16 protein-coding genes are annotated in these 14,238 nt (G+C 62.3%); 7 read left to right on the plus strand and 9 right to left on the minus strand.

All coding sequences use genetic code 11. The features are described 5' to 3' along the window. Positions 1-3 precede the first annotated feature (3 nt). Genes ACP15P_RS11155 through ACP15P_RS11165 form a run of 3 tightly spaced genes read left to right on the plus strand, consistent with a single transcriptional unit; the run spans position 4 to position 4,538 of the window. Positions 4-1,578, plus strand: coding sequence for a COG4223 family protein (locus ACP15P_RS11155; protein WP_424928536.1), 1,575 nt, complete (start codon positions 4-6; stop codon positions 1,576-1,578). Between the two features lie 15 nt (positions 1,579-1,593). Continuing rightward, the gene (locus tag ACP15P_RS11160) at positions 1,594-3,111 is read left to right on the plus strand and encodes a heme biosynthesis protein HemY (RefSeq protein WP_424928537.1); all 1,518 of its coding nucleotides are present in this window, start codon (positions 1,594-1,596) and stop codon (positions 3,109-3,111) included. Positions 3,112-3,140: 29 nt separating this feature from the next. Further along, complete coding sequence (locus tag ACP15P_RS11165) at positions 3,141-4,538, plus strand: FAD-binding oxidoreductase (RefSeq protein WP_424928538.1); 1,398 nt, start codon at positions 3,141-3,143, stop codon at positions 4,536-4,538. Positions 4,539-4,754: 216 nt separating this feature from the next. On the opposite strand, the gene rpsI is transcribed toward ACP15P_RS11165, so the two are convergent. After that, positions 4,755-5,237, minus strand: coding sequence for a 30S ribosomal protein S9 (gene rpsI / locus ACP15P_RS11170; protein ID WP_424928539.1), 483 nt, complete (start codon positions 5,235-5,237; stop codon positions 4,755-4,757). Between the two features lie 2 nt (positions 5,238-5,239). Continuing rightward, on the minus strand, positions 5,240-5,704 hold the full coding sequence (rplM, locus tag ACP15P_RS11175; RefSeq protein WP_424928540.1) for a 50S ribosomal protein L13: 465 nt from the start codon (positions 5,702-5,704) through the stop codon (positions 5,240-5,242). 416 nt (positions 5,705-6,120) lie between these two features. Between rplM and ACP15P_RS11180 the strand changes: the two genes are divergently transcribed. Next, positions 6,121-6,447, plus strand: coding sequence for a hypothetical protein (locus ACP15P_RS11180; protein WP_424928541.1), 327 nt, complete (start codon positions 6,121-6,123; stop codon positions 6,445-6,447). Between the two features lie 107 nt (positions 6,448-6,554). Here ACP15P_RS11180 and ACP15P_RS11185 read toward each other — a convergent pair whose 3' ends face one another. Continuing rightward, on the minus strand, positions 6,555-6,731 hold the full coding sequence (locus ACP15P_RS11185; protein WP_424928542.1) for a hypothetical protein: 177 nt from the start codon (positions 6,729-6,731) through the stop codon (positions 6,555-6,557). Positions 6,732-6,840: 109 nt separating this feature from the next. Here ACP15P_RS11185 and ACP15P_RS11190 point away from each other — a divergent pair, with 109 nt between their 5' ends. After that, positions 6,841-7,257, plus strand: a complete 417-nt coding sequence (locus ACP15P_RS11190) for a YchJ family protein (RefSeq protein ID WP_424928543.1) — start codon at positions 6,841-6,843, stop codon at positions 7,255-7,257. A gap of 69 nt (positions 7,258-7,326) precedes the next feature. Next, entirely contained in the window at positions 7,327-7,779 is a 453-nt protein-coding gene (locus ACP15P_RS11195) for a DUF302 domain-containing protein (protein WP_424928544.1), read from the plus strand. Positions 7,780-7,948: 169 nt separating this feature from the next. On the opposite strand, the gene ACP15P_RS11200 is transcribed toward ACP15P_RS11195, so the two are convergent. The 4 genes from ACP15P_RS11200 to ACP15P_RS11215 all read right to left on the minus strand — a co-directional run bounded on the left by ACP15P_RS11200 (position 7,949) and on the right by ACP15P_RS11215 (position 11,356). Further along, positions 7,949-9,229 (minus strand): type II restriction endonuclease, encoded by a 1,281-nt coding sequence (locus ACP15P_RS11200; protein ID WP_424928545.1) that lies wholly within the window; start codon positions 9,227-9,229, stop codon positions 7,949-7,951. Next, complete coding sequence (locus ACP15P_RS11205) at positions 9,226-9,729, minus strand: very short patch repair endonuclease (RefSeq protein ID WP_424928546.1); 504 nt, start codon at positions 9,727-9,729, stop codon at positions 9,226-9,228. Before ACP15P_RS11205 ends, ACP15P_RS11200 begins: the two co-directional genes overlap by 4 nt. Beyond that, positions 9,683-10,834 (minus strand): DNA (cytosine-5-)-methyltransferase, encoded by a 1,152-nt coding sequence (gene dcm / locus ACP15P_RS11210; RefSeq protein WP_424928547.1) that lies wholly within the window; start codon positions 10,832-10,834, stop codon positions 9,683-9,685. Before dcm ends, ACP15P_RS11205 begins: the two co-directional genes overlap by 47 nt. Positions 10,835-10,921: 87 nt before the next feature. Continuing rightward, the gene (locus ACP15P_RS11215; protein WP_424928548.1) at positions 10,922-11,356 is read right to left on the minus strand and encodes a PaaI family thioesterase; all 435 of its coding nucleotides are present in this window, start codon (positions 11,354-11,356) and stop codon (positions 10,922-10,924) included. Between the two features lie 74 nt (positions 11,357-11,430). Here ACP15P_RS11215 and ACP15P_RS11220 point away from each other — a divergent pair, with 74 nt between their 5' ends. Continuing rightward, positions 11,431-12,222: an enoyl-CoA hydratase gene (locus ACP15P_RS11220; protein ID WP_424928549.1), complete on the plus strand. Its 792-nt coding sequence runs from the start codon at positions 11,431-11,433 to the stop codon at positions 12,220-12,222. On the opposite strand, the gene ctaA is transcribed toward ACP15P_RS11220, so the two are convergent. Further along, a complete protein-coding gene (gene ctaA, locus ACP15P_RS11225) occupies positions 12,223-13,371 on the minus strand; it encodes a heme A synthase (RefSeq protein WP_424928550.1) in 1,149 nt (382 codons plus the stop codon). It abuts the gene before it with no gap. 33 nt (positions 13,372-13,404) lie between these two features. Next, entirely contained in the window at positions 13,405-14,178 is a 774-nt protein-coding gene (locus tag ACP15P_RS11230; RefSeq protein ID WP_424928551.1) for an RNA methyltransferase, read from the minus strand. Positions 14,179-14,238 lie beyond the last annotated feature (60 nt).

A 14,238-nucleotide genomic window follows, 5' to 3' on the forward strand; every position in this document is an offset into this window, starting at 1 on the left:
TCTATGGTAAGTAAAAAAACCGAAACTGGGGACGACACAGAGGACAAAAACACCACCGGGGAGACCTCTGAGGATACGGTGGAAACCACTTCCGCCAACGATATTTTTGGGGAATCGGACGATACCGCCGATGGCGCGGACGGCTCCGATACCGACGGCGAAAACATTTTCACCGACAGCCTCGACGACCCGGACGGGACACCGGGCGACGACACGCCGGACGCGACCAACGATACCGTCACCGGCGACACGGACGATTCCATTATTGACGAGCTCGAACACTCCGAGGACCCGATTGCCCTCGTCGAGGACGACACGCCCGCGCCTGTCGAGGAGCCCGAAACGTCCGAGCCCGAGCCGGTGGAGGAACCATCCGCACAGCCCGAGCACGACGCGCATCACGACGAGTACGAGGAGGTTCACCAGCCCAGCTTCGCCTCCCGCGCGCTGAAATTCCTGGTTCTGCTGCTCATTGGTGCGGCCATCGGCATCTGGGGCGCACCTAAAATCGCGCCGCATCTGCCCTCGGGTATGGCGCCCGTGGCCAACTGGCTGACACCGGGCACCAATTCCACGCTCGACCGCATTGCCGAACTTGAGGCCCGTGTCGACAGCGAGCTCAATGCCGTCACCACCGAGGTCGCGGAACTCGTCGCCGTCGAGGAAGTCGACATCGAGGGCGTCGTGGCCTCCGCCATCGCCGGTCTCGCCACGGAAACCGACGCAAAAATCGCCGAGCTTGAGGCCACAATGGCCGATCTCGACATCGTCAGCACCCGTCAGACGCTGGCGCGGCTGGAAAGCACCGTCGAGGGTCAGATCTCCGAACTTGGCGCCATGAAGGAGCAGCTCTCCGGTGGCATCGCCGAATCGAGCGAGCTGTCCTCCGAGGCCGTGGCCCAGATCGACGTCTACCGCGCCGAGCTTGAGGGGCTTCGCGGCGAACTTGGCTCACTCTCCGACCAGGTCAGCGCCCTTGCCTCCCGCATTGACGAGGTCGCGGCCACCGCCGACCGCTCGATCAACGCGGCCCAGGCAAAGGTCGATGAGATCCAGTCCGACGCCACCGAGGCACTCAGCGCCGCCGCCATTGAGGCCGACGCGGCCCAGGTCGCCGCCGCCCTGTCATCGGCCCAGCCCTTCGCCGAACCGGTCAGCCGGCTTGAGGCGGGCGGCATCACCGTGCCCGAGGGTCTGGCTGGTGCGGCCGAAACCGGCGCACCCACGCTTCTGATGCTGCGCGAAAGCTTCCCGGACGCGGCCCATGACGCCATCCGCGCGACCATCATGGCCACCGCAGCGGAAGAGGGCTTCATCGGACGCTCCAAAGCCTATCTTGAGGCCCAGGTGGCAACCCGCTCCCTGACGCCGCAGGATGGCATGGACCCCGACGCCGTTCTCTCCCGCATGGAGGACCGGCTGCGCAATGACGATCTCGCCGGCGCACTGGCCGAGGCCGAAAAACTGCCCACCGAGGCGCTTGATGCCATGAGCGGCTGGCTCCAGCGGGCCGAGGCGCGCGCGGCGGCTGATCAGGGGCTCGCCGAGCTTCGCAGCAGCCTTCCGGCCGTAAATTAAGAGGGGGGCACCGACATGATCTGGCAGCTCATCAAAATATTCCTGTTCCTTGGCCTGGCCATCGCCCTCGCCTTCGGCCTCAGCATCGTGCTGGAAACCCCCGGCGAAATCGCAATCGCCGTCGCGGGCCGCGAGTGGTTCCTCTCGCCCATGGGCGCGATCATCGCGCTTGTGGTTTTCCTGCTCGCCGCTTGGCTCCTGCTGAAAATCGCGGGGCTTCTGCTCGCGACCTTCCGCTTCCTGTTGGGCGACGAGACCGCAATCAGCCGCTATTTCGGCCGCAACCGCGAAAAACGCGGCTATGACGCGCTTTCCGACGGCATGATCGCACTGGCCTCCGGCGACGCCAAACTTGCCCAGAAAAAAGCCACCAAGGCTGACAAACTGCTCAACCGTCCCGAGTTGACCGGTCTTCTCGCCGCACAGTCCGCGGAACTCGCCGGAGACAGAAAAAAGGCGACCGCCCAGTACAAGGCCCTGCTCGAAAACGACCGCACGCGCTTCGTCGGTATCAAGGGCCTGATGCAGCAGCAACTTGAGGAAGGCGACACCGAGAAGGCCCTGGCCCTCGCCAAAAAGGCCTTCGCGATCCAGCCCGGCAACCCCGCGCTCCTGACCCAGCTCTTTGAGCTGCAGTCGCGTGAGGAGGACTGGTCCGGCGCCCGCGAAACCCTCAACGCCTCCATGCACACCCGCCTTCTGCCCCGCGACGTGGGCAACCGCCGGGATGCCGTCCTGTCGCTCGCGGACGCCCGCGCCGCCCAGGCCGCCGGCAACACCGCGCGGCGCAACGACGCGGCGCTTCAGGCGATCAAGCTGGCGCCCACGCTCGTGCCCGCCGCCGCCATGGCCGCCCATGTCCATGCCGAGGCCGGATCCAAGCGCAAGGCCAACAAGGTCCTGACCAAGGCCTGGTCGGTCAATCCGCACCCGGATCTCGCCGCCGCCTTCGCCGCCATCGTTCCGGACGAAACCCCGGAGCAGCGCCGCAAGCGGTTCGAGGTGCTGATCGCTTCCAACCCCAACCACATCGAGAGCAAACTTCTGCGCACCGAACTGGCGCTCACCGCCGAGGACTTCCCCGCCGCCCGCAAGGCTCTGGGCGACCTCGCGGAGACCGAGCCCACCACCCGCAGCCTCTCGCTCATGGCCGCCATCGAGCGCGGCGAGGGCTCGCCCGAAGCCGTGGTCCGCGGCTGGCTTGCCAAGGCGCTCGAGGCCTCCCGCGGTCCGCAGTGGGTCTGCAGCAAATGCAACCAGGTCCATGCCGACTGGACCCCGGTCTGCGACGCCTGCGGCGCATTCGACACCCTCACGTGGAAGACCCCGGAAAACGAGGTCATCAGCGACCAGTCCGCCGCCCTGCCCCTCATCCTCGGCCCGCTTCAGACCGACGGCATCGAGGACGCATCGGAGGACGACGACACGACGGAGGACGCCGAAACCGCAGCCCCGGCTGAGGAAGACGACACCACCACCGTCGAAGCACCGCCCCGTCCCGACGGCGACGGCGCACGCATGACCAACGCCTGATCCCAGGCATCCGAGGATACCAGACGGCAATGACCGCGTCCGATACCATCACCGCAACCGGCCTCGACGCGGCCATTGCCGATCTCCAAAACCTCTATGGCGACCGGATCCAGACCGGCCGCTCCATCCGCGAACAGCACGCGCACACCACCACCCCCATTCCAAACCAGCCGCCCGACGCGGTTGTCTTCCCCCAGACGACTGAGGAAGTCGCGGAAACCGTCCGCATCTGCGCCCGCAACGCCATCCCGGTCATTCCCTTTGGCACCGGCACCTCGCTCGAGGGCCAGGTCAACGCGCCCAATGGCGGCATCAGCCTCGATTTTTCGCGCATGAACCGCGTCCTCAGCATCAATTCCGAGGATCTCGACTGCGTGGTTGAGCCCGGCATCACCCGCGAAGACCTCAACCACGCCCTGCGCGACCAGGGCCTGTTCTTCCCCGTCGATCCCGGCGCCAATGCCAGCATCGGCGGCATGGCCGCCACCCGCGCCTCCGGCACCAACGCCGTGCGCTACGGCACCATGAAGGACAACATCCTGGGCCTCACCGCCGTGCTGGCCGATGGCCGCATCGTCAAAACCGGCACCCGCGCCCGCAAAACCTCCGCCGGCTACGACATCACCCGGCTCCTTATCGGCGCCGAGGGCACACTGGGCATCATCACCGGCATCACGCTCCGCCTGCACGGCATCCCGGAGAAAATCTCGGCCGCCACCTGCTCCTTCCCGGACGTGCATTCCGCGTGCCGCTCCGTGACCACGGCCATTCAGATGGGCCTGCCCATTGCCCGCATCGAGCTTCTGAACGCGCTTCAGGTCCAGGCCTGCAACGCCTATTCCAAACTCGATCTGCCACCGACACCACTTCTGCTGCTGGAATTTCACGGCACCGAGGCCTCCGTCGCCGAACAGGCCGAAACCTTCGGGGAGGTCGCCTCCGAATTCAGCGGCAGCGCCTTCGCCTGGACGAGCAGCACCGAGGAACGCAACCGCCTCTGGAAAGCCCGCCACGACGCCTATTTCTCCGTCCTGCCCCTGCGCCCCGGCGCCCGGCCCATCGCTACGGATGTGTGTGTCCCGGTCTCCCGCCTCGCCGACTGCGTGACAGAGGCCGAACGCGAGGCCGACAAACTCGGCTTCCCCGCCCCCATCGTAGGCCATGTGGGCGACGGCAATTTCCACTTCTCCCTGCTCGTGATGCCGGACGACCCGGCGGAATACGAGCGGGCAAAGGATTTCATCGGCTGGCTCAACGACCTCGCCATCTCCATGGAAGGCACCTGCACCGGCGAACACGGCATCGGCCAGGGCAAACAGCCCTACCTCCGCCGCGAACTCGGCGACACGGTCGACGTGATGATCGCCATCAAAAAAGCCCTCGACCCGCAGAACATCCTGAACCCCGGGAAGATTTTCGAAATCTAGCGTGTCGGCTCACGCGCCCGGTCGGAACCAAGGAATGCCCCAATAAACCGTCCCGCCCGGCGGGAACGCCGGGCAGCGCCAACCGCCCCCATGGGCGGCGCTCCGCTTCGCCCGCGGTTGTCCCTGCCCTCTCCGCCTAAAGATTACGACTCTCTAAACACAAAAAAAGGGCCGCGAAACCGCAGCCCTTTCCAAATCCAAATGGTCCGAGGCGAATTAACGCTTGGAGAACTGGAAGCTCCGGCGCGCCTTGCGCTTACCGTATTTCTTACGCTCAACCACGCGGCTGTCGCGGGTCAGGAAGCCGGCGGCTTTCAGAGCGGGACGCAGGGACGGCTCATAAAGCGTCAGCGCCTTGGAAATGCCGTGCTTCACCGCACCGGCCTGACCGGACAGACCACCGCCCTTGACGGTCGCCATCACGTCGAACTGACCGGAAACACCGGCGACGCTGAACGCCTGACCGATCACCATCTGCAGCACGGGACGTGCGAAATAGGTGTTCATGTCCTTGCCGTTTACGGTCACCTTGCCGGAACCCGGACGGATCCAGACACGGGCAACCGCGTCCTTCCGCTTGCCGGTGGCATAGGAGCGGCCAAGTTCGTCACGAACCGGCTCACGCGCGGGAGCCGCATCAGCGGCGGGAGCGTCGGCAACGGCGCTCTGGAGCTCTTCGAGCGAGGAAAGGTCAGCCATGTTCATGCGCTCCGGGTGTTTTTGGGATTCATCGAGGCAACGTCGACCACTTCCGGCGACTGCGCTTCATGGGGATGCTCGGCACCGGCGTAAACGCGCAGGTTCGACATCTGGGCACGGCTCAGCGGTCCACCGGGCAGCATGCGCTCAACGGCTTTCATCACGACACGCTCGGGATGTGCGCCCTCAAGGATCTGACCGGCAGTGCGGTGCTTGATGCCGCCCGGGTGACCGGTGTGCCAGTAGTATTTCTTGTCAGTACGCTTGTTACCGGTCATCTGCACCTTGTCGGCGTTGATGACGATCACGTTGTCGCCCATGTCCATATGCGGCGTAAACGTCGCCTTGTGCTTGCCACGCAGACGCATGGCCACATGGGTTGCGAGACGGCCAAGCACCACGCCCTCGGCGTCGATGATGACCCACTTCTTTTCAATATCTGCCGGTTTGGCGGAATATGTTTTCATTGTCAGGTCCGATCTTTTTAAGCTCAGGGTCCGGGGTGCAGGCGTATTCCCACGACCCGTCAACCGAACGAGCGCGTGTTTTAGCCGGAATCGCATCCACGTCAACACCCTTTCGTCAGAAATAATCAAACAAAATCATCGTGTTAAAAATACGGTATTATAGTACCCCACAATTCGATGCGATTCCCTCCGCCCTCACCCGCTCTACAGACACCTGTATCCTGCGGACAGGCCCACGCCCCCTACCGCCGGTCTGATTGAAAATTGAGCAAAAATCGGATATACTCTCAGTCATACAATCCAATATTTCAAAAAGAGTAGTCACACATGCGTCCTTTACGGGATTACTTCCGGCATGCCCGGAAAACGGAAGAGGTTTGCCCAATACTCCGCCCCATCAACTGGCGGGGTCTTCCATGAACACCGTTCTGCTGCTGGTTGCCGTCTCGCTGATGACCCTTGCCGGGGATTATTTCATCAAACTGGCCTCCAGCCGCCCGGACGGGCTGAATTCCGTCATGTTCGTCACCGGCGCCCTGCTCTACGGCCTGCCCGCCTTCGGCTGGTTTTTCCTGATGCGCAGCCACTCGCTCGCCGCCGTCGCGGTTTTCTACTCCGCCTCAACCCTGCTTCTGATGGCGGCCCTCGGCCATGTAGTCTTTCGCGAACCTCTGGGCCTGCGCGAAATTATCGGCGGCACGCTCGCCATCATGTCCGTGGCGGTCATGTCCTGGGAAACCTGACTCCCTACAGCGTTTGGCGAATTACCGGATAAATCTCTCATCACCCAACGCGTTGAAATCCTCGATTTCAGGCAGCGTTGGGTGATTCAGGTTTTTCGCACAACGCTTCAAAAAACACTCATCCGGTCCGGCCGCATGCCGTCCACAACCCCGGTCAGCTTCAGCACCGTATAGACCACCATCAAGCCAATGGTCACATAAAGCACGCGACGCGGACCGGGTTTACGGGTAAAGAGCGCAATTACGGCCACAACCGCAACAAACAGAAAAATGTATCTCAGCACCGTCTCACCCCAGCCTGATCCCCTGTCTACCTCAATCCTTCGCCCACCGGCGTTTGTCAAACCGTAACGCGCTTGCGGACCGTTTGCGGCTCGGGCAAAGCTCACCGCCATGAGCGACACACCGCAAAACTGCCCCTGCGGCAGCAAACGCCCCTACCCCGCCTGCTGCGGCCGGTTCCTCGACGGCACCGCCAGCCCCGAAACGGCGGAGGAACTCATGCGTTCCCGCTACACCGCCCATTGCCGTGGCGACATCGCCTGGCTGCGCAAAACCCTCGCCCCCGACCGGCAATCCACGTTCGACCCCATCGCCACCGCCGAATGGGCCACACAAAACCAGTGGACCGGCCTCAAAATCCTCAAAACCCGCCGCGGCCGTGCCCAGGATGACGAGGGCACCGTCCTCTTCAAGGCCAGCTACTACACCCCCGCCGGTCCCGGCACCCATCGCGAAAACAGCCTGTTTCGCCGGATCGACGGGCGCTGGTATTATGTGGACGCCGTCCAGGCCAAAATCCGCGGTTAACAAAAACTTGTCTGGAACCTTCCCTGGTTCATGGGGGTAGAACTGTGTCACCAAACCAGGAGGGTACACATGAAACCGGTAACCGCAGCCACCATCGCGCTGCTCACGGCCACGGCCAGCCCGGCACTTGCCGATCTCATCACCAAGACGAGCCCCTATTCCGTTGACCACACCGTCAACCGTCTCGCGCTCGCCGCCGAGGAAGCCGGCGCCACCGTCTTCGCCGATGTCGACCACGCCGCCGGCGCCGAACAGATCGGCACCCGGCTGAGCCCCACCCGGATGCTCATGTTCGGCAATCCCAAAATCGGCACCCCCGCCATCGAGGCCGCCCCGACCGCCGGTCTCGACCTGCCGCTCCGCGTGGTGGTCTACGAAAACGCCGACGGTTCCGTCAGCCTGTCCTATCACGAACCGGCCGACCTCGCCGCGACCCACGGCATCGACGCGGACGCGCCCTATCTCGCCACCATGAACGGCGCTCTGGGTAAGCTGACCGACGCGGCCATTGCCGAGGAATAGGTTAACGCGACCTGCAGGTGGGGGAAGTCGGCGACGGAAGCGGTTTCCCCCAAATGCCCAGCAAAAACCCCCCGTTTTTGACCAAACCCCGTGCAATCTGCGCCATTTGATTCACAATCTGTGCCATTTGACTCTCAATCTGTGCCACTTTGACACCAAACTGCGCCACTCAGAACACCTCAAACGCCATCTGACCAGGCAGAATCCCGAACTCCGTCTGCCGCTCCCGCGCCATTTCAATGAACTCCGCCACGCTCATCGGCTCGGTCCCCGGCGCCATCCCCCCGAAATCCCAGTGCCGTGCTTTGGGAATGACGAGGCGCAGACCATCCGAGGCCATTTCCTGTAACTGACTGAAAGATATACGTGTTTCGAGCGTCAGGAGATACTTCTGCGGGATGTGTTCCGCCTCCGAGAGCACCTGCCGCCACCGGTCCTTGCAGGTCGTCTTGACCCCCAGCGCAATCAGCCTCTCCCGCGCCACATCCTCCCGGTGATACAGGCTCCCCGACGGCAGCATAAAATCCAGCCGCTTCTTCATCTCCGTCACAACTTCCGCCTCAAAAGCGATCCCGCACCGCAAAAAGACCTCCCGCACATGATGCGCAAAGGCGTATCCCGCGCGCGACTTGCGACGGTTGTTCACGCTGAGCGAAAACCGCACGAAGGACGCCACGTCCGTCCGGTTACCGGATTGAAAACCCTCACGGATTCTCTGCGACACCACATGCTGCTCCAGCTCGCGAAACAGCACATCCTCCCGCTCAAACCACGCCAAAAGCGCCCCATCCGGGTCGGCTTTGGCATCCATTTCGGGCAATGTTGCACGCGCGAAATCCGAGAACCTGGCCGTCGACGGAAACGCCCCGTGGAACGTCTCCACCATCCGATCGAGCCATCCGGAATCCTCCGGCAAAACCTCGATCCCCAAATCCTCAAGAATGCCCCGCACCTGATGATCGAGCGGCCCGGTTTCGAGATCATCGCCAAAAAGCGTTTCAATTGAATGGGTTGCCTCAACACCGAACAGCCACTGCAACTGCTGTTCCACCGTCGACCCGTTCGGCGCCACCACGATCAGCAACGTCCCGTCCGGCTTTTTCGCCAGCAAAAACAGGTCCCCTTCCCGCATCACCCGCGTCACTTCATTCGTCGGATAATAGAGCCGCCATTCCGGCCCCCTCTTGGGATCTTTCCAGCGGGAATCGTACCACGTCACGTCGCTGTCGACGGTCAGACTGTCCTCCGCGTCGTCGGTGATGCGCACGTAACGTGTTGGAATACCGTTGTTTTCCTTGCGCATCCGGTTCGCGTCAGTGCCAAGCAGCGTGTTGAACGCATTGCGGCCGCCGACCTCGTGCTGGTTGGATTTCCCCTGCACCGTGTCCACACTGGTCAGACTTTTGCAGGCGATCCCGTCAAAATACTGCCGCAACGACCCCTGTTTCATGCCGGCTGTACACCCTCAACAACCCCGCGCTCCTCACCCGAGGCCAGCCACGCCCCGACCTGATCAATCAAAACATCAGGTTCAAGCGCCGTCCGGCCGCGCATGGTGCATTCCCAGACCGTCAGCACGCGCCAGCCAAGTGTTTGGCATGCCTCAACATTTTCCAGATCCCGCGCCTGGGTCCGTCCAATTTTCGCGGCCCAGAACTCCGCGTTCCCCTTTGGCAGACGAAAGTGCATGCAGCCCTCATGCCCATGCCAATAACAGCCATTGACGAAAATCACCGCCCGCCATTTCGGCAGCACGATATCGGGCTTCCCGGGCAGGTCCCGGCGATGCAGACTGTACCGAAACCCGGCCCGGTGCAGCCCGCGCCGCAACAGAATTTCGGGTTTCGTATCCTTTGGACCAATACGCGCCATGACCTCCGAACGGGTCAAAGGCCGTTTGTTTTCAGCCGGTTGCGTCCTTGATTTTCCGGGTTTTAAGCGGGACGACATTGCCTGTGATCCAGGGTTGCAGGGCCTCCGCGATTGCCACCGCCACCGGTGCCGCAACCGCATTTCCGAACTGCTTATAGGCCTGCGTGTCCGAAACCGGAATGGCAAACGGACGGTTTCCGCCCTTTCGGTCAAACCCCATCAGCCGCGAACACTCCCGCGGGGTCAGACGCCGCGGGTTTTTACCCTTCTGCGCGATCAGAATTTCCGACCCGTCCTTGTAATACCGCGCCGACAGTGTCCGCGCGACGCCGGTCCCGTCGAACAGGCCATAGCCAAATCCGTTGCCCTTGGCCCGGTGCTTGGCCGCGTAATTTTGCAGGTAATTCCACAACTTGTCGCTGAGGGTATACTTGTCAGCCACCCGCCCCATCGCACCGGAGGTATAGGGTTCCTCCGCCGCCTCAGATCCGTCCTCGGGGTGGAGAATATCCGCCAGCGTTGGGTTCGCCGTCACATCCGGCACCATGATATCGTCAAATGTGAAGCCGGGATCGACGTCTTCCCGGAAACCCACGATGAAGATCCGCTCCCGATGCTGCGGCACCCAGGACCTGGCGTCGATGATCCGCCAGGACACCTTGTAGCCCAAATCCTCCTGCAACACCTTGAGGATCACCTCAAAAGTGCGGCCCTTGTCGTGGGAGACGAGATTCTTAACGTTTTCAAGGAGAAACGCCTTGGGCCGGTGATGTTTGATAATGCGTGCCACATCAAAAAACAGCGTGCCCTGGGTCTCATCCATGAAGCCATGCGCACGGTTCAGGGAGTTTTTCTTGCTCACCCCCGCAATGCTGAACGGCTGACAGGGAAACCCGGCGAGCAGGACGTCATGGGCCGGTATCTCACCCTGATCTATCTCGGTAATGTCACCCATCACCGGATGATCGGAGCCGAAATTCTCCAGATAGGTCTGCTGCGAATATTTGTTCCACTCGCTGGTGAACACGCACTCGCCGCCAATGCCCTCAAAACCGATGCGCAGACCACCGATTCCGGCAAACAGATCGACGAATGTAAAAGCCGCTCCGGATTGCGGCGCCCCCACGCCACGTCCCACCCCGAAACCGCCGTACTTCATTCCCTCAACATCCTCCTGGGGCATATATGGTGTTACCCTGAAGGATTTGATACAAAATATCCAGGGAGAAATTAACGTGTTTCACTTTTGTTCCAGGATTTTCCGCTTCTGTCAATCCTTTTCCAGCGCACGTTTTGGCGGAATGGAATATGTCATCCCCGCCCGCGCCACCGGCTCGGCCACACCGTGGGAATAGATCAGAACATCGCCCACGGACAGACTGCGCCCGAGTTTCAGAATCCGGGCGTCTGCGGTCATGTCACCTGGCGAGGGCTTGCGCATGAAATCAATGCTCGCGTTGGTCGTGACCGTCAAGGCCTCCCGCCCGATCAGGGCGAGCGTAGCCATGTAGAAGGCGCAATCGGCCAGCAGAAACATGGTCGGTCCCGAAACCGTACCACCGGGGCGCAGATCGCCGGGCCCGACACGCATTTTGACGCGCAAACGGCCCGCATCCAGATCCAGAATTTCGAAGCGGCCTTCGGTTTCGGGGAAGACCTCACCAAGATATCCCTGAAGCTCGGCAGCGGTAAATTTCAGTTCCATTCCGGCTCTTTCCTCGGCATCACCATGGGTGCAGACTGACCAGTACCGGACGGCGACACAAGGGGAGCGGGACCATGGAAGGCGATATTCTGCTGCGCGAGGATGCGGGCGCGGTTGCGACGCTGACACTGAAAAATCCGGGCAAACTCAATGCCCTGTCCAACGGGATGCTCGACGCACTGCAGGCGCAGCTGGATGCGCTGGCCGGGGACCGCTCCATTCGGGTTGTGGTGATCCGTGGCGAGGGACGCGCCTTCTGTGCCGGACATGACCTGCGGGAAATGACTGCAGCGCGGGAGGCTGATGATGGCGGTCAGGCGGAGTTTGAGGCGCTGTTCGACAAATGCTCGAAAATGATGATGTCGATCGTGAACCTGCCCCAGCCGGTGATCGCCCAGGTTCATGGCATCGCGGCGGCCGCGGGCTGTCAGCTGGTGGCGACCTGTGACCTGGCGGTAGCGGCGTCGGACGCGAGGTTTGGGGTAAATGGCGTGAATATCGGGCTTTTCTGCTCCACCCCTATGGTGGCGCTGACCCGGAATATCGGGCGGAAGAAGGCGTTTGAGTTGCTGACCACGGGCGATTTCCTGACGGCGGAACAGGCCGAAAACGTCGGGCTCATCAACCACGCAGCGCCTCCGGAGAAGTTGAAAAACACTACACGGGATCTGGCGGAGAAGATCGCGGGCAAGCTTGGCCCGGCGGTGCGGATCGGCAAGCGGGCCTTTTATGAGCAGGCCGAGATGACCATGGCCGAGGCCTACGCGCATACCGGTAAGGTCATTGCCGCCAACATGATGCGCCCCGACACCGCCAAAGGCATCGAGGCGTTTCTCGACAAACGCACCCCGGAATGGGACCAGTAATCAGCCGCGCCGCAGACTGTCGGCACGGGGATAGCAGGCCGCGAAGCGCGCGCGGATGATCAGCGCGAACAGTGCGACGGCGACAGCCTGGTGCACGATGGCGATCTGCCATGGCGAGGCGTTGATGACGGTGTAGATGCCCAGCAGGATCTGCACGATCATGGCAATCCCCACCGCGTCAAAGGCGCGCCGGATATGGGTTGAGGCGGATTTGCGGCTGGCCAGCCATGCAAACAGGCCCAGGATCGCCAGAATGTAGCCCAGCATACGGTGGTTGAACTGCACAAGACCCGGATTTTCCATGAAGTTCCGCCAAGCGGGCGTGATGCTGAACGAATCGGACGGGAAAAACTCACCCGCCATCAGCGGCCAGTCGATGTGCCCTCGCCCCGCATCAATCCCGGCGACCATTGCGCCGAGGATAATCTGGGCAAAACAGACACAGATCAGCACCGTGCCCCAGGTCACCAGCCGCCCGTTGCGCAGACGCCGGGCCTGCATCAACTCCTGCTCCCGGTTTCGCAAATGAAGCACGTACCAGACGATCAGGCCAAGGATGGCAAAGGCGAGACCCAGATGCGTCGCCAGGCGATAGGAGGCAACGCTGACCATCTCTCCGGTCAGACCCGAGGCCACCATCCACCAGCCAATTGCGCCCTGAAGCCCGCCAAGGGCGCCGAGGCCGAGTAGACGCCCGGTCCAGCCACGCGGTATTTGCTTGCGGGCGAGGAAATAAAGGAAGCCGATGAACCAGACCGCGCCGACGAGACGGCCGAGCTGCCGGTGGCCCCATTCCCACCAGTAGATGGTTTTGAAACCCTCCAGCGTCATGTCGGAGTTCATGATCTCAAACTGTGGCGTTTCGCGGTATTTCGCGAACTCGGCCTCCCAAGCCTCGGCATTCATCGGCGGCACCGCGCCCGTTACCGGCTTCCATTCGGTGATGGACAGCCCGGAATCGGTGAGGCGCGTCAGTCCGCCGACTACGATCATTGCGAAAACCAAAACGAAGAGCACGGTCAGCCAGGCGACGATGCCCTTGCGGCCCGCCTCTTTCGGCTGCTTTTTGCGCTCGACAGGTTTGGCTTTGGCCACTTCCGCCGCGCTGCCGGCGTCCACGTCCTCAAAAATGCTGCGTCCCTTAGCCATTACGCCCTCCGGACCGGATGTTGATGCAATCGCTCATTTGCGCCCCCTGACCTTCTCAGCCAGAGCACGCGTCACGCCATGGAGTATCCGAATGTCCGGAGGCGTCAAAGGCGCGCGCCGGAACAGGTTTTCGAGATTGGCGATCATGCTGTCCCGTTTGTTTTCAGGATAGAAAAACCCGACCCTATCGAGCCGCTCGACGAGCGTGTCGACAAAGCGCCCCACATCAGCAGACGGGGCCAGTTCACCGGCGCTCATGCGGAACTCCTCGTCGGGCTGCGGCACCACATCCTGGCCCCACTCATAGGCCAGGAGGAGCACGCATTGGGCGAGATTGAGCGAACCGAAAGCCGGATTGACGGGGACCGACACGACGGCGTTGGCCCGAACCACGTCCGCGCTCTCAAGCCCCGAGCGCTCGGGGCCAAACAGAAATCCGACCTTCTGACCGTTGGCGATCATGTCGCGGGTTTTCTTCATCGCCTCGTCGGGGGTGAAGACCTCCTTGGTCAGGTCCCGGTCGCGGGCGGTGGTGGCGAAAACGTACTCAAGGTCGGCGATGGCATCAGCGGTAGTGTCGTGCACCGTCGCCTCGTCGAGCAGACGCCCGGCGCCGCTCGACATCGCCTCGGCCTTTGGATTGGGCCAGCCATCGCGGGGGGCCACCAGGCGCATCCGGTCGAGACCGAAATTCCACATGGCCCGCGCGGAAGCGCCGATATTCTCGCCCATCTGCGGTTTGACCAGCACCATAACGGGCTGTGGGCCCGACATCGCGTTGCGTTTTCCGTTATCCGTGCCCGCCACCAGGTATCGCTCCAACAAAATATCGCGGGCGTGATACGCCGGACTGCATTGCCAGGCAAG

Source organism: Amaricoccus tamworthensis, assembly GCF_049800875.1.
GTDB lineage: Bacteria > Pseudomonadota > Alphaproteobacteria > Rhodobacterales > Rhodobacteraceae > Amaricoccus > Amaricoccus tamworthensis.